Here is an 18,948-nt window from a genome sequence, read left to right as displayed (position 1 = left end):
GCCCGGGTGCGCACACGTCTTCTCCCGCTGCTCATCGTCCTGATGGCGGCCGTGCTGCTGGCGCTCGGCGTCCCGCTCGCCATCAGCGTCGCCAAGGCACAGCAGCAGAAGGTGATCGTCGACCGCATCGACGACACCGCGCGGTTCGCGGCCCTCGCCCAGTTCGTCACCGACGCGCCCACGGGATCACGCCCCGCCGACACGGTTCCGGACGAGCGCCAGGAGACCCTGGACCGCGAACTCGCCAGCTACTACGAGGTCTACGGCATCCGCGCGGGCGTCTTCTACCGCACCGACATCTCCATGGCGAACGCGCCGGACGACTTCCTGCTCCCCAAGACGGGCGAGGTCCGCGACGCGTTCGCCGAGGCGCTCCTCAGCCGCCGCAGCCACGACCCGGAACAGGTCTGGCCCTGGCAGCGCAACCGTCTGGTCGTCGCCTCGCCGGTCATCCGGGACGGCGACGTCATCGCCGTCGTGGTCACCGACTCGCCCACCGGGCCGATGCGTTCACGGACCCTGCGCGGCTGGCTGACGATCGGCGCCGGCGAGATCGCCGCGATGCTGCTGGCCGTAGGAGCGGCCCTACGGCTGACCGGCTGGGTCCTGCGACCCGTACGGGTCCTCGACGCCACCACTCACGACATCGCCACCGGACGCCTCAAGTCCCGGGTCGCGGCCGCCGGCGGGCCGCCGGAACTTCAGCGCCTGGCCCGGTCGTTCAACGAGATGGCGGACAACGTCGAGGACGTGCTGGAGCAGCAGCGCGCCTTCGTCGCCGACGCCTCGCACCAGTTGCGCAACCCGCTCTCGGCGCTGCTGCTGCGCATCGAACTGCTCGCACTCGAACTGCCAGAGGACAACGACGAGATCGCCTCGGTCCGCACCGAGGGCAAGCGCCTGACCCAGGTCCTGGACGACCTGCTCGACCTGGCCCTGGCCGAGCACGCGGACGCGGACCTCAGGATCACCGACATCGGCGCGCTGACCGCCGAGCGCATCGCGGCCTGGGCACCGACCGCCGAGGCGAAGGGCGTGCGGCTGGTGGGCAGTTGCCCGCCCACCACGGCGTGGGCCGACCCGATCACGCTGTCCAGCGCCCTGGACGCGGTGATCGACAACGCGGTGAAGTTCACGCCCGAGGACGAGTGCGTCGAGGTGACGGTCGCGTCGAACGGCGAGACCTCGACCGTCGTCGTCACGGACCGCGGCCCGGGCCTCACCGAGGACGAACTCGCCCGCGTCGGCGACCGCTTCTGGCGCAGCGGCCGCCACCAGAACATCAAGGGCTCCGGCCTCGGCCTGTCCATCTCCCAGGTCCTGCTGGCCGCGGGCGGCGGCTCCCTCACGTACGCCCACCACGAGCCGCACGGCCTCAAGGTGACGGTCTCGGTACCCAGGAGCGGTCCCGCGGCCTGAACGGGCCCTCCAGGGGCCTGCGTTGGGCCCTCGGGGCCCACGCCCACGTCCTGCGGAAGGCGTACGGCCTACGGTTTGACGGACCGGTAGTAGCGCCGGGCGCCCTCGTGCAGGGCCAGGGGGTCGGTGTAGATCGCCGTGCGCAGATCCACCAGCTGTGCGGAGTGGACCTGCTTGCCGATGCCGTCGCGGCTCTTGATCACGGTCTTGGTGATCCACTCGGTGAGCCTGGCGTTCATGTCCTTGCGGGTCATCAGCAGGTTGGACACCGCGATGGTCGGGACGGTGGACCCGCGCTGGATGGTGGGGTAGGCCGACTCCGGCATGTTGGTGGCGCGGTAGTAGCGGGTGGCGTCGCCCTGCTCGTGCATCTTGGCCACGAGGGTCGCCTCGATCGGCACGAACCGGAACGCGTAGTTCTTGGCGAGGTCCTTCAGGCCGTCCGTCGGCAGGCCGCCCGACCAGAAGAACGCGTCGATATTGCCCCGCCTGAGCAGATCCGGTCCGGTGTCGATACCGGCCGCCACCGGCTCGACGCCCTTCTTCGGGTCGATGCCGGCCGCCGTGAGCACCCGGTCGGCGATCAGCCGCACACCCGAGCGGTCCGGCCCTATGGCCACACGCTTGCCCCGCAGATCGGTGACCGAGTCGATGTCCGAGTCGCGCGGCACGATGAGCTGGACATAGTCGTCGTAGAGCCGCGCGACCCCGCGCAGCCCGGCCGCACCGGGCTTGCCGTCCACCTCGTACGTCCCCACCGCGTCGGCCGCGGCGATGGTGAAGTCGGCGTGGCCGGTCGCCACGCGCGCGACGTTCTCCTGGGACCCGTCGCTGTTCACCAGCTTCACCGTGAGGCCCGGCATGTCCTTGTCCAGCTCGGCGCGCAGGAGCTTGCCGTACTCCTGGTAGACCCCCAGCGGGGTCCCGGTGCTGAAGGTGACCGTCCCGGTCGGCGGCTCGTCGCCCAGGGGCAGCAGCCACCACAGCAACAGCCCGAACGCGACGAAGCCGGCGGCCGCGCCCTGGAGGGCCCGGCGCCTGCTGATACGGGAGAACACCTTGAGCATGCGCGCGATCCTGCCAGTCCGTGCGCGGTGCTGACCAGGGCAGGGCAGGGCTCAGGGCAGCGCGGCGGATCGGGGCGGAGGGAATCGACGGAGGCTGATCGGAGCCGGTGAGCGGCGGCCATTAGGGTCGTCGCATGAGTTCTTCGCCCGCCGACATGGTCCGCGAATTCCACCTGGCCTTCGGGCTCGACGCCCGCACCACCCCCACCGAGGTCGCCCCCGACCTCGCCGCCCACCGGGGCGAACTCCTCGCCGAGGAGGCAGCGGAGGTCGCCGAGGTCTCCGTGACCGGCCCCCTGGACCGGCTGGCGCACGAGCTGGCCGACGTCGTCTACGTCGCGTACGGCACGGCCCTCGTCCACGGCGTCGACCTCGACGCGGTGATCGCCGAGATCCACCGCGCCAACATGACCAAGATCGGCCCGGACGGCGAGATCGCCCGCAGGGATGACGGCAAGGTGCTCAAGGGGGAGCACTACGAGGCGCCGGATGTCTCCGGGGTGCTGCGCAGGCAGGGGTGGGGCACGAGCGGCGAGTGACGTGAGGCACGGCGGTTTTCGGCCGCCGGAAGAGCCACTCTCGCTACCGCCTACCCTTGTCACATGAGCAGCGGTGACCGGAGCGAGGCAGTGGACGTCAAAACGTATGAAGTGCGCACTTACGGGTGCCAGATGAACGTTCACGATTCCGAGCGGCTCTCCGGTCTCCTGGAGGGTGCCGGTTATGTGCGTGCGCCCGAGGGTTCGGACGGGGACGCGGACGTCGTCGTCTTCAACACGTGCGCCGTGCGCGAGAACGCCGACAACCGGCTCTACGGCAACCTCGGCCGGCTCGCCCCGATGAAGACGAAGCGTCCCGGGATGCAGATCGCCGTCGGCGGCTGCCTCGCCCAGAAGGACCGCGACACCATCGTGAAGAAGGCGCCCTGGGTGGACGTCGTCTTCGGGACGCACAACATCGGCAAGCTGCCGGTCCTGCTGGAACGCGCGCGCGTGCAGGAAGAGGCGCAGGTCGAGATCGCGGAGTCCCTGGAGGCCTTCCCCTCGACGCTGCCGACCCGGCGCGAGAGTGCCTACGCGGCCTGGGTCTCGATCTCCGTCGGCTGCAACAACACGTGCACCTTCTGCATCGTCCCGGCGCTGCGCGGCAAGGAGAAGGACCGCCGGACCGGCGACATCCTCGCCGAGATCGAGGCCCTGGTCGGCGAGGGCGTCTCCGAGATCACGCTGCTCGGCCAGAACGTCAACGCGTACGGCTCCGACATCGGCGACCGCGAGGCCTTCAGCAAGCTGCTCCGCGCCTGCGGCACGATCGAGGGCCTGGAGCGCGTCCGGTTCACCTCACCGCACCCGCGCGACTTCACCGACGACGTCATCGCCGCGATGGCCGAGACGCCGAACGTGATGCCGCAGCTGCACATGCCCATGCAGTCCGGCTCCGACCCGATCCTCAAGGCCATGCGCCGGTCCTACCGCCAGGAGCGCTACCTGGGGATCATCGAGAAGGTCCGCGCGTCCATCCCGCACGCAGCGATCACCACCGACATCATCGTGGGCTTCCCCGGGGAGACCGAGGAGGACTTCGAGCAGACGATGTACGCGGTCCGCGAGGCGCGCTTCGCGCAAGCGTTCACGTTCCAGTACTCCAAGCGGCCCGGCACCCCGGCCGCGACCATGGAGAACCAGATCCCCAAGGAGGTCGTCCAGGAGCGCTACATGCGTCTCGTCGCCCTCCAGGAGGAGATCTCCTGGGACGAGAACAAGAAGCAGGTCGGCCGCACCCTGGAGCTGATGGTCGCCGAGGGCGAGGGCCGCAAGGACGGCGCCACCCACCGCCTCTCCGGGCGCGCCCCCGACAACCGCCTCGTCCACTTCACCAAGCCGGACCAGGAGGTCCGCCCCGGTGACGTGGTGACCGTCGAGATCACGTACGCCGCCCCGCACCACCTCCTCGCCGAGGGCCCCACCCTGAACGTGCGTCCCACGCGCGCGGGCGACGCCTGGGAGAAGCGCAACGCGGCCGAGGCCGCCAAACCGGCCGGCGTGATGCTGGGCCTGCCGAAGATCGGCGCACCCGCGCCGCTGCCGGTCGCCATGGGGAGCGGTTGCGGCTGCGACTGAGGGGCGACGGCGCGCCGAGGGGCGACGGCGAGTACACGAACTGACGAACTGACGCGACCGAGTAGACGAACTGGCAGCGACACAGACGGTAGGCCGGACGGCAACGGCACAGACGGACAGGGCGGGGGAGCGGGAACATGCCCACTTGAACATGCCCACTTGGGGACTGATCGTCGAGACGACCATCGGCACGGGGGACCGCAAGCGCTGGCGGGGTGATGTGCTGGCGCAGGTCGAAGGCACACGCGAAGAGGCCCTCGCGGAGCTGGAGAAGCGTGCCCGGCAGTACCGACCCGCGCATCCGCTCAAGCCTCAGCGCACCCGGCTGTTCCGAGACGGCGAGGCGTTTCTGCTCGTCTCAGACGGGACGCTGGGTACCTTCCACACCCGGTTCACAGCTGCCGAACTGTTGCACGACAGCGGCGCCCCGACCTGGGTGGGGCCCGAACCGACCTGACCCATACCGGAACGACCGCCCGTGTCCCTACGCGGGCCGTCGCCGCCTGTGGGCCCGCTTGTTAGTGTTCCGGCCATGCTCGTAGCCGCCGCCGTCTGCCCATGCCCGCCGCTCCTCGTTCCCGATGTCGCCGCAGGTGCCGCGCCCGAACTGGCTGCCGCTCGGGCCGCGTGCACCGACGCGCTGGGCGTGCTCGCCGCCGCGCGGCCCGACCGCCTGGTGGTCGTCGGGCCCGCCGAGCAGAACGGGCGCGGGCCCCATCCCGAGGGCACCCGGGGTTCGTTCCGCGGCTTCGGCGTGGATCTCGACGTACGGCTGGGCGGGCGCGGGGACAGGGCCGAGGGCAGTGGCGCGGCGTCGGAGCGTGAGCTTCCGCCCTCGCTCGCCGTCGCCGCGTGGCTGCTGGAGCGCACCGGGTGGTCAGACGCCCCGATCGAGGGACTCGGCGTGGGGGAACCTCTTGAGGCCGAGCGGTGTATCCAAACCGGGAGGGACATCGTCGCGCAGGCCGACCGGGTCGCGCTGCTGGTGATGGGCGACGCCAGCGCGTGCCGGACGCTGAAGGCACCGGGCTATCTCGACGAGCGGGCGGCACCCTTCGACGCGGAGGTCGCGCGTGCGCTGGGGGCGGCGGACGTGGCGGCAGTCAAGGCGCTGGATGCCGAGCTGGCGTACGAGCTGAAGGCGTCGGGCCGCGCGCCGTGGCAGGTGCTCGCGGGCGCGGCGGAGGGTGCCGACCTCGGCGGGGCGTTGTTGTACGACGACGCGCCGTACGGTGTCGGGTACGTGGTCGCTACCTGGTCGTAGGCGCGGGTACGGGCGCGGTCGTGGGTTCGCGGGGCGAGGGGGACTTGCTCCGTGTGACGTCGACCGTGGGCGCTCTCAGTGCCACCGGTGGGGCTGCGGGGTGGGGCTGCGCGTCGCTGAGGCGGGCGCCGCGTGGTGTGCGTTGGGCCCGTGTGTGGCCGGGGCGGCGAGCGTGGTGCGGAGGCGCCCCTCCGTGGTCGGCGGGCGTGGCACGAGCCTGCACGCGGCGCCCATCCGTACACCGCCGTCATCGCTCAGGCCCGTAGGCCGCAGCTGCGCGCGCGGCTGCCGTAGCGCCCCCGAATCGCGCGCACTCGCCCCTTGAATTGAACGCATCCTTCGGCGTCCGAACGGTCCCTCGCCCGCACACAGAGCGCAGAACGGCGGACGGCCGAGGAGCTCTACGCCCCGCGGCCGTCCGCCGATCGATGTGCAGGTGCCGTTCAGGAAGCCGGCGGGGTCGAGTCCGGCGGCGTGGTCGTGCCGCTGCCCTCCGCCCCCATGCTTCCGGTGTTTCCCGTGCTCCCCGTGTCGCTCTGGTGTGCGAGTCGGTCCATGGCGTCCTTGGCCTTGCCCGTGCCCGTCTGGATCTTGTCGCTGTACTTGCCCTTGGTTTTCTCGTCGACCATTTTCGCGGCCTTGTCCAGGCCGTGCTCGATCTTGCCCCCGTGCTGCTGCGCGAGGACCGAGACCTTGTCCTTCGCCGGGGCGAGTTTGGCCTTCCAACTGTCCATCAGACCCATGGTTCACCTTTCCACGCGGGGCAGTTACGTTCGGGCGCCTTCACCGGCTTCGCTGTCGGCGGCCACTTCGGCGGACTGCTGCTTCGGAATCTCGACGCTGTCGACAGCGTCGACGGACCCGCCAGTCGCGACGGTCTCCGTCGCCGTCGTCTCCGCCGCTTCCTCGGCCCCTGCCCCCGCCTTGGTCTCCGACACCTCGTCCGCCGCTCCGGACGTCAGTGCCTCGGCCGTCTCCGTGTCGGTCACCGCTCCGGCGGTTGACGCCTCCTCCGTAGCCTTCGACCTCCGAAGAATCCGGTCAAAAACTCCCATATCAGCTCCATACGTTACTCGTGCGGGCGAAATCCCGCGTAGCCCGGTGCGTCCGTTTGCGTCGCCCGGGTCACCGCCTCAAGAAACCGGCGGCGGGATACCTCGCAACGGCAACGACCCCGCGCGCGTGCTGTCACGTAACTCGTTCGAGGCGAGGGTCCGACGTTTGCGAGACTGGGAACGTGAGCAGCGCACCCCCCGCCCCCCGAGTCATCGCCGTCGTCGGACCGACCGCGGCCGGTAAGTCCGATCTGGGCGTCTTCCTGGCCCAGCGCCTAGGTGGCGAGGTCGTCAACGCCGACTCCATGCAGCTCTACCGAGGGATGGACATCGGCACCGCCAAACTGACGCCCGAGGAGCGCGGAGGCGTCCCGCACCATCTCCTGGACATCTGGGACGTCACGGTCACGGCGTCCGTCGCCGAGTACCAGCGGCTCGCCCGCGAGCGGATCGACGCACTGCTCGCCGAGGGGCGCTGGCCGATCCTGGTCGGCGGCTCCGGGCTGTACGTGCGCGGGGCCGTCGACAACCTGGAGTTCCCCGGCACCGACCCCGAGGTCCGTGCCCGCCTGGAGGAGGAGCTCACGCTGCGTGGCTCCGGCGCCCTGCACGCCCGCCTGGCCGCCGCCGACCCCGAGGCCGCGCACGCGATCCTGCCCAGCAACGGCCGCCGTATCGTCCGGGCCCTGGAGGTCATCGAGATCACCGGCAAACCCTTCACCGCCAACCTCCCCGGCCACGACTCGGTCTACGACACCGTCCAGATCGGCGTCGACGTGGCGCGCCCCGAACTCGACGAGCGCATCGCGCGCCGGGTCGACCGGATGTGGAGCGCGGGGCTCGTGGACGAGGTGCGCGCGCTGGAGGCGTGCGGTCTGCGCGAGGGGGTCACGGCGTCCCGCGCGCTCGGCTATCAGCAGGTGCTCGCGGCGCTCGCGGGGGAGTGCACGGAACAGGAGGCGCGCACGGAGACCGTGCGTGCCACCAAGCGCTTCGCGCGCCGTCAGGATTCGTGGTTCAGGCGCGATCCCCGGGTGCACTGGTTGAGTGGGGCTGCGGCGGATCTCACAGAACTGCCGCACCTGGCACTGGCGTTGGTCGAACGACCGGTTACAGCCTGATCACGTCATGGCATCGGGACGCTCCGGCCGCCGTTCCGGCCTCCGGGGGCGTGCCATCATCGAGCTTCGATCGACCAAGTGGAGTCCGAGTTGGGAGGGCGCGTGGCGATGGAGGCCGGCCCTCGCGACACCGCAGAAGGCATCGAGCAGGTCACCGCGGACCGTGGTGAACCGGAAGAGGGCGACGACCGGCTGAGCCCGGACGGCCCGGACGAGATCCAGGGCGGCGTGACCGCCGACGGGCCCGGGCCCGACGAGATGTTTCCCGGTCCCGAGGTCGAGGTCGAACTCCGCCCGCAGCGCCGTCTGCGGATCTGGCAGCTCGCCCCCATCGTGGCCCTGGCCGCGGTCGGCTCCCTGATGTTCGCCTTCCCGCTCGCCTTCGACTTCGGCGACAGCGGGGCCGTCGTCGCCATGCTCGGTCTGCTCATCTGCTCCTGCGCGGCCGGCTGGGGCACGACGGCCGCCCGCCGCGTCGGTTACACCTGGCCCGGCTTCCCGCAGCGCGGCTCCGGGCGCCGCCCGGACTGGCGGGTCGTCGTCGCGTACGCCCTGATGGTGGCCGTAGTCGTGGTCCTGGCGGTGTGGCGCGTGGCCAGGCTCCGTTAGCCGCCGAGGTACGTCACCGGGGTCGGTCACCGGGGTCGTCGGGTTGTCGTAGCCACCCCGTACGATCGAGGAATGAGCACGCGGATCGCCTTCCTCAAGGGGCACGGCACCGAGAACGACTTCGTGATCGTCCCGGACCCCGAGAACGTCATCGACCTCTCCCCGTCCGCCGTGGCCGCCCTGTGCGACCGCCGCGCGGGCATCGGTGGCGACGGACTGCTGCACGTCGTGCGGTCCGCCGCGCACCCCGAGGCGCGGGGCATGGCGGCCGAGGCGGAGTGGTTCATGGACTACCGCAACGGCGACGGGTCGATCGCCGAGATGTGCGGAAACGGCACCCGTGTGTTCGCCCGCTATCTCCAGCGAGCCGGGTATGTGGCCGAAGGTGACTTCGCGATCGCCACGCGCGCGGGCGTGAAGTCCATGCACATCGCCAAGGACGGTGACGTCACCACCGGCATGGGCAGGGCCCGTCTCCCCGAAGGGGAGGTCACGGTGAGCGTCGGCGAGCGCAGTTGGCCCGCGCGGAACGTGAACATGGGCAACCCGCACGCGGTCGCCTTCATCGACGACCTCGCGCAGGCCGGCGATCTGTTCTCCCCGCCGCCCTTCAGCCCGGCCGCCGCCTACCCGGACGGGGTGAACGTGGAGTTCGTGGTCGACCGCGGCCCCGGGCACGTCGCCATGCGCGTGCACGAGCGCGGCGCCGGCGAGACCCGCTCGTGCGGCACGGGCGCGTGCGCGGTCGCCGTGGCCGCCGCCCGCAGGGATGACGCCGACCCGGCCGTCACCGGGACACACGCGACGTACACCGTCGATGTGCCCGGTGGAACGCTGGTGATCACCGAGCGGCCCGACGGTCAGATCGAGATGACCGGTCCCGCGGTGATCGTCGCCGAGGGCGAGATCGATGCCGAGTGGCTGGAAAACGCCATCCGCTGAACGGGTGAATCGCAGTTCTGGCCTCCTCGGACGCCCTGATCCGAAGTCTCCGGCGTCCGGTGCGGCTGGAAACCACGGCTGACCTCCTGTGGCGTGGCGTAAAACCGTAAACCTCCCGACCTTCGCTCGAATGGGTGATCCGTTTCACGCTCGGCGAGAGGCGGTCAGTCGCACGTGGTGGGCTCGGTAGCATCAAGCACCGGCCCGGACGGGGGATCGAAGATCCCCTGAGCCGAGTACGCCATGGGGCACCCGTCCGCCGGTCAAGCAGCCGGAGGTGCCCATGAGTGCGGAGGCCACGAACCCTGCGACCCCAGGCCCTGTGACCAACACAGTGCCCCGCAGGAAGGCCCGCCCCCGGATCGACCTGCGCCGGCTCGGCCGGGCCGCCCTGCTCGGCCCCACCGCGCGCGACCGGCTGCCCGACGCCATCGGCCATGTCGCCGAGGCGCACCGCGCCCACTACCCCGACGCCGACCTCGAACCGCTGCGCCGCGCCTGGGTCCTGGCCGAGTCCTCGCACCGCGGCCAGATGCGCAAGAGCGGCGAGCCGTACATCACACACCCCCTCGCCGTGACCCTGATCCTCGCCGAACTCGGCGCGGAGACAACGACGCTGACGGCCTCCCTGCTCCACGACACCGTCGAGGACACGGAAGTGACACTCGATCAGGTCGGCGAGGAGTTCGGCGCCGAGGTGCGCTATCTCGTGGACGGCGTAACGAAGTTGGAGAAGGTCGACTACGGAGCCGCGGCCGAGCCGGAGACCTTCCGCAAGATGCTCGTCGCCACCGGCAGCGACGTCCGCGTGATGTCGATCAAACTCGCCGACCGCCTGCACAACATGCGCACCCTCGGAGTGATGCGCCCCGAGAAGCAGGCCCGCATCGCCAAGGTCACCCGGGACGTCCTCATCCCGCTCGCCGAACGGCTCGGCGTCCAGGCGCTCAAGACCGAACTGGAGGATCTCGTCTTCGCGATCCTCCACCCCGAGGAGTACGACCACACACGCGAGTTGATCGTCGACAACGCCTCCCGCACGGACGATCCGCTCGCCGAGGTCACCGACGAGGTGCGCACCGTCCTGCGCGACGCCGGCATCCAGGCCGAAGTCCTCATCCGGCCACGGCACTTCGTCTCCGTGCACCGCGTCGCCCGCAAGCGCGGCCGGCTGCGCGGCGCCGACTTCGGCCGCCTCCTGGTGCTCGTGAACGAGGACGCGGACTGTTACGGCGTCCTCGGTGAACTGCACACCTGCCTGAAGCCGGTCGTCTCGGAGTTCAAGGACTTCATCGCGGTACCCAAGTTCAACCTGTACCAGTCGCTGCACACCGCCGTCGCGCACACGGACGGCCAGGTCGTCGAAGTCCTCATCCGCACCCACCAGATGCACAAGGTCGCCGAGGCCGGCGTCATCGCGCTCGGCAATCCCTACGCTCCTCCTTCGGAGGAGCAACAGGCCGCGAACGACGGTGAGCGCGCCGACCCCACCCGGCCCGGCTGGCTCTCCCGCCTCCTCGACTGGCAGGAAGGCGCGCCCGACCCCGACACCTTCTGGTCGACGCTCCGCGAGGACCTCGCCCAGGACCGCGAGATCACCGTGTACCGGCCCGACGGCGGCACGTTGGGCCTGCCCGACGGCGCGACCTGTGTGGACGCCGCGTACGCCCAGTACGGCGAGGACGCCCACGCCTGCATCGGCGCCCGCGTCAACGGCCGCCTGGCGACCCTCAGCACGGTCCTGAAGGACGGCGACACCGTCCAGCTCCTCATGGGCCAGGACCCGGCCTCCGAGCCCTCCAGGGAGTGGCTGGAGCACGCGCACACGCCCACCGCGCGGATCGCCATCCAGCGGTGGATCGCGGCGCATCCGGGAAGCGACGACGGAGAGGGCGCGGCGGCGAACGAGGGGGCGCAGAGCGTCCGTTCGGCGCCCCCCGCCTCCGAGGACACCCCGGGCATCCCGAACACTGGGGAGGCCCCCGCCACCCCGGTTGTCGACCAGCCCGGCGCGACCGTACGGCTCGCGGGTTGCTGCACGCCCGTACCGCCCGACGAGGTCACCGGATTCTCGGTACGCGGCGGCGTCGTGACCGTCCACCGCGTGGAGTGCAGCGCGGTGGCGCACATGAAGAGCGTGGGGCGCGCGGAAGTCGGAGTGCGCTGGGGCGACACCACCGAGTGCCGGGTCACGCTGGTAGCCGAATCGTTCGGCCGCCCGCATCTGCTCGCCGACCTCACCGAAGCGATCGCCCTGGAGGGTGCGGAAATCGTCTCGGCGACCGTCGAACCCCCGACCCAGCAACGCGTCCGCCACACCTACACACTCCAACTCCCGGACGCCGCCCACCTTCTGACCCTCATGCGGGCGATGCGCAACGTACCGGGCGTCTACGACGTGAGCCGCGCGCAGCACCACAACACGACTGCCTTCTGAGCGGGGCGCGGGCTTCGCCACGCTGGTCGACAGGGGCGCGCGCTCGGCTTGAGTCGCCCCGGCCTCCTGAGGCGCGCGTTCACCTTGAGCCGCCCCGGCCAGTTGAGGTACACGGCCGCCATGAGCCCCCGGAGGGGGTTTCGCGAGGCGCGTCTGCTGTGAGGCCCTCCGGAGTTCTGAGGTACGCGTCCGGCTTGAGCCGCTCTGGTCTCCTGAGCCGTGCGGTACGCCTGCCTTGCGGTGCCCGTCGCCCTCGGAGGCGTGCGACTGCCCTGAGTCACTCCCTGGTCTTCCGAGACCCGCGTTCGCCTAGGCCACGGCGGCCCGTTGAGGTACGCGTACGCCATGCCCCCTGGGTGAGCTTTTGTGAGCGCGTCTGCCGTGAAGCCCCCGGAATCCCGAGATACGCGCTGGTGCTGAGCGCCCCGCCCCTCCAAGACATGCGCCGACCTGAAGCCGCCCAACCCGCGGAGGCGCACCCGAGTTGAGCGTCCCGGCTTCCTGAAAGCCCACGTCGGCCCGCGCCCCCTGGTGCCGCCCCCCCCGTAGCCCCCCGGAAGACCCCGTTCGAGTGGGCCGGGCGCGAGTCGTCGCCGTGGGGCACGCGCGCACTGGTAGCGGTGGTGCATGCTGCTCACCCCTCGCACCGGCACGACCGGCATCGGCATTCTCCGCACCGGCTCCGGTGATCCGGCTCCCCGGTCGCGCACCAGGAACTCCCGACGGCTGAAGGCGGCGCTGCTCGCCTCCGCCGTGTCTGTCTGCCTCGTCGCCGCGAGTGCGCCGCCCACCCCCCTGGGCGTCGGTGACCGCCTCTTCCCGACGCTGGGCAACCCGGGCTATGACGTGGCGTCGTACGACCTCTCGTTCACGTATCCCGGCAGCAACAGCAACAGCAAGCCGCTCCAGGCCGTCACCACCATCGACGCGTGGACGACCGAGACGCTGGACCGGATCAACCTCGACTTCGCGCACGGGACCGTCGACTCGGTGGAGGTCGATGGGCGGCCCGCCACCTTCGCCAGTGCCGGCGAGGACCTGGTCGTGACTCCGGAGAGGCCGATTTCCGAGGGGAGCTGGACGCGGATCACCGTGCGGCACACCAGCGACCCCGTGTCCGCCAAGGGCCAGGACGGCGGCTGGGTGCGCACCAAGGACGGGCTCGCCATGGCCAACCAGGCCGACGCCGCGCACCTGGTGTTCCCGTGCAACGACCATCCCTCCGACAAGGCGATGTTCACCATCAGGGTCACCGCCCCCAACGCCTACACGGCCGTCGCCAACGGACTGCCGGCCGGCGTCGACAAGGTCGGCAGGAACACCACTTGGACGTACCGCACCCAGCACCCCATGGCCACCGAACTCGCCCAGGTGTCCATCGGCCGCTCCGCCGTGCTGCACCGCACCGGACCGCACGACCTGCCGATGCGCGACGTCGTGCCCGCCCAGGACCGAGCGAAGCTCGAACCGTGGCTCAAGAAGACCCCCGACCAGATCGCCTGGATGGAGAGCAAGGTCGGCCGGTACCCCTTCGAGACGTACGGGCTGCTCATGGCTGACGCGTCCACCGGCTTCGAACTGGAGACGCAGACGATCTCTCTCTTCGAGAGAGATCTCTTCACCGAGCCCGCCTACCCCAAGTGGTACGTCGAGTCGATCATGGTGCACGAGCTGTCCCACCAGTGGTTCGGCGACAGCGTCAGCCCCCGCACCTGGTCCGACCTGTGGCTCAACGAGGGACACGCCACCTGGTACGAGGAGCTGTACGCCGAGGAGAAGGCGCACAGGCCGATGGAGACGCGCATGAAGGCCGCCTACGCGGCCTCCGACGGCTGGCGCGCCGCCGGCGGACCGCCCGGACTCCCCAAGGCGCCCGCGCCCGGCCAGAAGATCAGCATCTTCCGCCCCAACGTCTACGACGGCGCCGCACTCGCTCTCTACGCCCTGCGCCAGGAGATCGGCCGCCCGGCCTTCGAACGCCTGGAGCGCACCTGGGTGAGCGTCCACCGGGACGGCACGGCCACCACCGCCGACTTCGAGGAACTCGCCTCCGCGATCTCCGGCCGCGACCTGAGCGACTTCTTCAAGGCCTGGCTCTACGGCGAGAAGACCCCGCCGATGCCGGGTCACCCGGACTGGAAGTCGCAGGCGCCGGTGAAATAAGGCGGTGACGGGGCAATAAATAAGGCAGTGACGTGGCGATCCGCGCCGTGCGACCATCGTCAGGTCGGCGGCGCGGGTCACCGGGGACACACCCGGCAGCCACCGGGAATCTCCGGAGACGCTCGCACGTTATGACCTTTGCAGGACTCCCATCGACGTAAGGACCCAATGACCTCCTCTTCTTCCCCTTCCCAGGACACTGAGCGCTTCGCGCACGCCTACCCCGAAGGTCTTCGGGCCGATGCCCTGATGGAAGAGGACGTCGCCTGGAGCCACGAGATCGACGGAGAGCGGGACGGCGACCAGTTCGACCGCTCCGAGCGCGCGGCCCTGCGCCGCGTCGCCGGCCTCTCCACCGAACTCGAGGACGTCACCGAGGTCGAGTACCGACAGCTCCGCCTGGAGCGCGTCGTACTCGTCGGCGTCTGGACCACGGGCACGGTCCAGGACGCGGACAACTCGCTCGCCGAGCTGGCCGCCCTCGCGGAGACCGCGGGCGCGCTCGTCCTCGACGGTGTCGTCCAGCGCCGCGACAAGCCGGACGCGGCCACCTACATCGGTTCGGGCAAGGCCAACGAACTGCGGGACATCGTCCTGGAGACCGGCGCCGACACCGTCATCTGCGACGGTGAGCTCAGCCCGGGCCAGCTGATCCACCTCGAAGACGTCGTCAAGGTCAAGGTCATCGACCGTACGGCCCTGATCCTCGACATCTTCGCCCAGCACGCCAAGTCCCGGGAGGGCAAGGCACAGGTCGCGCTCGCGCAGATGCAGTACATGCTGCCGAGGCTCCGCGGCTGGGGTCAGTCGCTGTCCCGTCAGATGGGCGGCGGCTCGGGCGGCGGCCTCGCCACCCGTGGTCCCGGTGAGACCAAGATCGAGACGGACCGGCGTCGTATCCGCGAGAAGATGGCGAAGATGCGCCGGGAGATCGCGGACATGAAGACGGGCCGCGACATCAAGCGCCAGGAGCGCCGGCGCCACAAGGTGCCCTCGGTCGCGATCGCCGGTTACACCAACGCCGGAAAGTCGTCCCTGCTCAACCGCCTCACGGGCGCGGGCGTGCTGGTCGAGAACGCGCTGTTCGCGACCCTCGACCCGACCGTCCGCCGGGCCGAGACCCCGGGCGGACGGCTGTACACGCTGGTCGACACCGTCGGATTCGTCCGGCACCTGCCGCACCACCTGGTCGAGGCCTTCCGCTCCACGATGGAGGAGGTCGGCGACGCCGACCTGATCCTCCACGTGGTGGACGGTTCGCACCCGGTCCCGGAGGAGCAGCTGGCCGCCGTACGCGAGGTGATCCGGGATGTCGGCGCCACCAAGGTGCCCGAGATCGTCATCATCAACAAGGCCGACGCGGCCGACCCGCTGACGCTCCAGCGGCTGATGCGGAACGAGAAGCGCTCCATCGCGGTCTCGGCCCGCACCGGCCAGGGCATGGCCGAGCTGCTCGCGCTCATCGACAGCGAACTGCCGCGCCCCTCGGTCGAGATCGAGGCGCTCGTGCCGTACACCCACGGCAAGCTGGTTGCCCGCGCCCACTCCGAGGGCGAGGTGATCTCCGAGGAGCACACCCCGGAGGGCACCCAGCTCAAGGTACGGGTGCACGAGGAACTGGCGGCGGAACTCGCGCCGTACGCCCCGGCACCGCTGGCCTGACGGGCCGTAGCACGCCAAGTCCGAAGGCCCGCCCCCAAATCCTTTCCCGGGGGCGGGCCTTCGGCATGCACGCGTGCGTGCGAGTCACTGGCCGCCGTACGTCCTGCTCATGTTCTCGTAGAGCGACTCGGCAGTGGCGCCCAGTTGGGGGCCCGCGAGCCACTGTTGTCGGACGGGCCGATCGAGGTGTTGGAGACCAGCTCCGTCCTGCCGTCCACCACGCGGAACCAGCCGCCACCGGACGAACCGCCGGTCATCGTGCAGCCGAGGCGGTACATGGTCGGCAGGGCCGTGCTCAGCGACAAACGGCCGGGCCGGTCGAGGCACTTGAACATCTTCAGACCGCTGTACGGCGGCGCGGCCGGGTAGCCCCAGGCACCCATCGAGCCGACCTCGGTCGCGGAGGGCGCCGAGAAGTCGACGTCGAGCGCGGCGCCGACCGTCCCCTCAAGGGACTTGGAACCGGACTGCGGCTTCACATGGAAGACGGCGTAGTCGTACGCGGCTCCCGCGCCGCCCGTCTCCGAACCGCCCTGGATCCACTGGTCCGAGGTCGAGGCCCAGTCCGCCCACCACTGGCCGTAGGGAGCGATCTCGGACGCCGAGGCGTTGCTCAGCTGCGAGGCGGACTCACCGAGGTCGTTGTACGAGGGCGCGCACCCGATGTTGCGGTACCAGCCGCCGTCCTTGCCCGCGTGGACGCAATGGCCCGCTGTCCACACGAGGTTGGACTTGCCGGGGCGGCTGACGTCCTTGACGACTGCGCCGGAGCAGACCATCGGGCCGTCGGGGGAGTCGAAGAAGACCTTCCCGACCGGGGCCGCGTTCTGGTGGTACGGCGCCTTCTCGGCGGCGGCCTCGACGGGCGCCGGCTCAGGGTCGCGCACGCCCTGGTCGGCGGCGGCGTCCTTCGTGGAGACCGCCTTGTCGGCCTCCACGGCGGACTTCATCCGCTCGGGCTTCTACAGCCCCTTGAACACCGGGTTGACGAAGTCCTTGGCCTCACTGAGCCACTTGTCCTTGTCCCAATTCTTCCAGCCGCCGTCCGCCCACGTGTCCACGTCGACGCCATGCGCCTTGAGCTTGTCGGCGACGGACGACGGAATCCGGACCTTGTCCTGGCCGGAGGCCAGAGGCCTGAGTGGCGGTGGCGGCTGGCTTGTCGCTCGCGGAGTCGTCGCCGTTGCAGGCGGTCACGGTGACTGCCAGGGCCGCGATGAGAGCGGCGCCAGGCACTACTGACCGTGTACTGCCGGTCGTTCCGCGACACCCCACTATGCCGGGGGAGTTGGGGATGAACGCCGGTGAGGCGGTGAGGTTTCTGTGAGACACCCCGCCGGCGCCTGTTCCCCGACTGAGCCTGCCGCCGCGCCTACTGGCCGGCGAACTTCTTGCTGACCGAGTCGTACACACCCTTGGCCACGTCACCCAGCCGCGGACCCGCCAGCCAGCCCGAAGTCACCGGCCCGATCGAGGTGTTGGACACCAGCGACGGCTTGCCGTCGGAGCCCGTTTCGACCCAGCCGCCACCGGACGAACCGCCGGTCATGCTGCAGCCGATGCGGTACATCGTCGGGTCCGAGGCGTTGATCGACAGCCGCCCCGGCTTGTCCGTGCACTGGTACAGCGTCGAACCGTCGTACGGCTTCGCCTCGGGGTAGCCGGTCGCCGTGATGCTGGACACCTTCGGCACGGCCGGCGCGCTGAAGTTCACCGGCAGCGCCGAACCAACCGTCTCCTCAAGGGACTTGCCCCCATTGCCCCTCTCGGGCGTCACATGGATCACGGCGTAGTCGTACGACGAACCCTGCCCGCCCGTCTCGCCGCCCTGGTCGATCCACTGCTGCGAGGTCTGCGCCCAGTCACCCCACCAGACACCGTACGGAGCGACCTGATCCCGGCTCGCGGTCTCCAACTGGGCTGTCTTCATACCCGCGTTGTTGTACGACGGCACGAACGCGATGTTGCGGTACCAGCCGCCCTTCTTGCCGGCGTGCACGCAATGGCCCGCCGTCCACACCAGGTTGGACTTGCCCGGGTGCGCCGGGTCCTCCACGACCGTCGCCGAGCAGACCATCGTGCCCTCGGGGGAGTCGAAGAACACCTTGCCCGCCGTCGCCGCGTTGGCGTGGTACGTGGGTGACACGGCCTTCGCGTTCACCACTGCGGGCGTTGGGTCGGTCACGCCCTGGTCGCCGGAGATGTCGTTGGTGTCGACGCCCGTGTCCGGGTCGTTGGCGTCGCGCATCCGGCCGGAACTCCACAGCCCCTTGATGATCGGGTTGATGTAGTCGTCGGCCTCGCGCAGCCAGTCGTCCCTGTTCCAGTTCTTCCAGGCGCCGTTCTTCCACTTGTCAATGTCGATCCCGTGCTCTTTGAGCTTGTCCCTGATGTCGTCCGGGATCTTGATCTTGCCGTCACCGGTGTCACCGCTGGTGGCGGACGCGGTGGACTTGCCATCGGCCTTCGTGTCACTGGAACCGCACGCGGTCGCGGTGAGCGCGAGCGCCGAGGCGAGGGCAACTGCGGCCAGCACGGGGGAGGTTCCGCGACGCGCGCCCCTCCCACGACGGGCGGTGAAGGACGGCCGTATCGATCGCATGGTCTTGACTCCCCCTGGGTGAACGGATGTTGCGCTTCCAGCTGTGTTCTCAGCCGGAACGGCACCACACACTATGCGCTCGCTGTGGGGGACTTCCCACGGGACGGCAACGGTTCCGTCACGGCAAGGATCTTGGGGCAACCCGTAACTCCGTGGGCGGTGCGGGGTTGGTAGCGCGGGGGCCTGTTGTCGACGCGCGGTGCCCTGCGCTTGTGCGGGCGGGCTTGGCGGTGTGTCTGCGGTGGGGCGGGAGGGCGGCCTTGGAACGTCGGTCGGTGGGCGGGCGGTACGAGAGCGTCGTGCGGAAGTGCACCGGTGTATCGACTGGCCCGCACCGGTACGCCGACCGGTCGCCGCCGGCGCGTCGAGGTGATTGCTCCGGAGGGCTGAGCGCCATCGGACACCAGCTCCGCTGATCTGCAGCACCAGTTGTAGAGCATCCAAGATCAACGCCCGCCAGAACACCGGGACTTGACCCCACGCGACT

Annotated in this window: 15 protein-coding genes and 1 pseudogene; 11 read left to right on the top strand and 5 right to left on the bottom strand. The window is 70.3% G+C overall.

The window, feature by feature from the left end:
- The first annotated feature begins 6 nt into the window (after positions 1–6).
- Positions 7–1,419, top strand: a complete 1,413-nt coding sequence (locus ACGFY9_RS10665) for an ATP-binding protein (RefSeq protein ID WP_393753334.1) — start codon at positions 7–9, stop codon at positions 1,417–1,419.
- A 68-nt stretch (positions 1,420–1,487) separates the two neighbouring features.
- Here the strand turns inward: ACGFY9_RS10665 and ACGFY9_RS10660 are convergent, their stop codons facing one another.
- Positions 1,488–2,486: a TAXI family TRAP transporter solute-binding subunit gene (locus tag ACGFY9_RS10660; RefSeq protein ID WP_393753333.1), complete on the bottom strand. Its 999-nt coding sequence runs from the start codon at positions 2,484–2,486 to the stop codon at positions 1,488–1,490.
- Positions 2,487–2,620: 134 nt separating this feature from the next.
- Here ACGFY9_RS10660 and ACGFY9_RS10655 point away from each other — a divergent pair, with 134 nt between their 5' ends.
- From ACGFY9_RS10655 to ACGFY9_RS10640, 4 genes are all read left to right on the top strand, one after another.
- Positions 2,621–3,025 (top strand): MazG nucleotide pyrophosphohydrolase domain-containing protein, encoded by a 405-nt coding sequence (locus tag ACGFY9_RS10655; protein WP_393753332.1) that lies wholly within the window; start codon positions 2,621–2,623, stop codon positions 3,023–3,025.
- A gap of 63 nt (positions 3,026–3,088) precedes the next feature.
- Positions 3,089–4,606, top strand: coding sequence for a tRNA (N6-isopentenyl adenosine(37)-C2)-methylthiotransferase MiaB (miaB, locus tag ACGFY9_RS10650; protein ID WP_393753331.1), 1,518 nt, complete (start codon positions 3,089–3,091; stop codon positions 4,604–4,606).
- 145 nt (positions 4,607–4,751) lie between these two features.
- Positions 4,752–5,063 (top strand): hypothetical protein, encoded by a 312-nt coding sequence (locus ACGFY9_RS10645; protein ID WP_393753330.1) that lies wholly within the window; start codon positions 4,752–4,754, stop codon positions 5,061–5,063.
- 75 nt (positions 5,064–5,138) lie between these two features.
- Entirely contained in the window at positions 5,139–5,870 is a 732-nt protein-coding gene (locus tag ACGFY9_RS10640) for a class III extradiol dioxygenase subunit B-like domain-containing protein (protein WP_393753329.1), read from the top strand.
- A 443-nt stretch (positions 5,871–6,313) separates the two neighbouring features.
- On the opposite strand, the gene ACGFY9_RS10635 is transcribed toward ACGFY9_RS10640, so the two are convergent.
- Positions 6,314–6,613 carry an antitoxin gene (locus tag ACGFY9_RS10635; protein ID WP_393753328.1) on the bottom strand — a complete coding sequence of 100 codons (300 nt, stop codon included), beginning with the start codon at positions 6,611–6,613 and terminating at the stop codon, positions 6,314–6,316.
- A 24-nt stretch (positions 6,614–6,637) separates the two neighbouring features.
- Entirely contained in the window at positions 6,638–6,859 is a 222-nt protein-coding gene (locus ACGFY9_RS10630; RefSeq protein WP_393753327.1) for a hypothetical protein, read from the bottom strand.
- A gap of 248 nt (positions 6,860–7,107) precedes the next feature.
- Between ACGFY9_RS10630 and miaA the strand changes: the two genes are divergently transcribed.
- The 6 genes from miaA to hflX all read left to right on the top strand — a co-directional run bounded on the left by miaA (position 7,108) and on the right by hflX (position 15,859).
- Positions 7,108–8,046 (top strand): tRNA (adenosine(37)-N6)-dimethylallyltransferase MiaA, encoded by a 939-nt coding sequence (gene miaA / locus ACGFY9_RS10625; protein WP_393753326.1) that lies wholly within the window; start codon positions 7,108–7,110, stop codon positions 8,044–8,046.
- 108 nt (positions 8,047–8,154) lie between these two features.
- Entirely contained in the window at positions 8,155–8,655 is a 501-nt protein-coding gene (locus ACGFY9_RS10620) for a hypothetical protein (protein ID WP_393753388.1), read from the top strand.
- 72 nt (positions 8,656–8,727) lie between these two features.
- Positions 8,728–9,597, top strand: coding sequence for a diaminopimelate epimerase (gene dapF, locus ACGFY9_RS10615; protein ID WP_393753325.1), 870 nt, complete (start codon positions 8,728–8,730; stop codon positions 9,595–9,597).
- Between the two features lie 283 nt (positions 9,598–9,880).
- Positions 9,881–12,034: a RelA/SpoT family protein gene (locus ACGFY9_RS10610; protein ID WP_393753324.1), complete on the top strand. Its 2,154-nt coding sequence runs from the start codon at positions 9,881–9,883 to the stop codon at positions 12,032–12,034.
- Between the two features lie 627 nt (positions 12,035–12,661).
- Positions 12,662–14,197, top strand: coding sequence for a M1 family metallopeptidase (locus ACGFY9_RS10605; RefSeq protein WP_393753323.1), 1,536 nt, complete (start codon positions 12,662–12,664; stop codon positions 14,195–14,197).
- A 168-nt stretch (positions 14,198–14,365) separates the two neighbouring features.
- Entirely contained in the window at positions 14,366–15,859 is a 1,494-nt protein-coding gene (hflX, locus tag ACGFY9_RS10600) for a GTPase HflX (protein WP_393753322.1), read from the top strand.
- A gap of 84 nt (positions 15,860–15,943) precedes the next feature.
- Here the strand turns inward: hflX and ACGFY9_RS10595 are convergent.
- Both ACGFY9_RS10595 and ACGFY9_RS10590 read right to left on the bottom strand, forming a co-directional pair.
- A pseudogene (locus ACGFY9_RS10595) lies at positions 15,944–17,137 on the bottom strand (trypsin-like serine peptidase).
- Between the two features lie 94 nt (positions 17,138–17,231).
- Positions 17,232–18,461: a trypsin-like serine peptidase gene (locus ACGFY9_RS10590; protein WP_393753321.1), complete on the bottom strand. Its 1,230-nt coding sequence runs from the start codon at positions 18,459–18,461 to the stop codon at positions 17,232–17,234.
- Between the last annotated feature and the right edge of the window lie 487 nt (positions 18,462–18,948).

Source organism: Streptomyces sp. NPDC048504 (genome assembly GCF_043200035.1).
Taxonomy (GTDB): domain Bacteria; phylum Actinomycetota; class Actinomycetes; order Streptomycetales; family Streptomycetaceae; genus Streptomyces.
Note: the sequence above shows the minus strand (reverse complement) of the source record. Positions and strands in the feature narration are given on the sequence as shown.

Excerpts from the sequence above, each read along its gene's own strand:
- ACGFY9_RS10660 (WP_393753333.1), bottom strand. The coding sequence starts at position 2,486 with ATGCTCAAGGTGTTCTCCCGTATCAGCAGGCGCCGGGCCCTCCAGGGC.
- ACGFY9_RS10655 (WP_393753332.1), top strand. The coding sequence starts at position 2,621 with ATGAGTTCTTCGCCCGCCGACATGGTCCGCGAATTCCACCTGGCCTTC.
- miaB (WP_393753331.1), top strand. The coding sequence starts at position 3,089 with ATGAGCAGCGGTGACCGGAGCGAGGCAGTGGACGTCAAAACGTATGAA.
- ACGFY9_RS10640 (WP_393753329.1), top strand. The coding sequence starts at position 5,139 with ATGCTCGTAGCCGCCGCCGTCTGCCCATGCCCGCCGCTCCTCGTTCCC.
- ACGFY9_RS10635 (WP_393753328.1), bottom strand. The coding sequence starts at position 6,613 with ATGGGTCTGATGGACAGTTGGAAGGCCAAACTCGCCCCGGCGAAGGAC.
- ACGFY9_RS10620 (WP_393753388.1), top strand. The coding sequence starts at position 8,155 with ATGGAGGCCGGCCCTCGCGACACCGCAGAAGGCATCGAGCAGGTCACC.
- dapF (WP_393753325.1), top strand. The coding sequence starts at position 8,728 with ATGAGCACGCGGATCGCCTTCCTCAAGGGGCACGGCACCGAGAACGAC.
- ACGFY9_RS10610 (WP_393753324.1), top strand. The coding sequence starts at position 9,881 with ATGAGTGCGGAGGCCACGAACCCTGCGACCCCAGGCCCTGTGACCAAC.
- ACGFY9_RS10605 (WP_393753323.1), top strand. The coding sequence starts at position 12,662 with ATGCTGCTCACCCCTCGCACCGGCACGACCGGCATCGGCATTCTCCGC.
- hflX (WP_393753322.1), top strand. The coding sequence starts at position 14,366 with ATGACCTCCTCTTCTTCCCCTTCCCAGGACACTGAGCGCTTCGCGCAC.
- ACGFY9_RS10590 (WP_393753321.1), bottom strand. The coding sequence starts at position 18,461 with ATGCGATCGATACGGCCGTCCTTCACCGCCCGTCGTGGGAGGGGCGCG.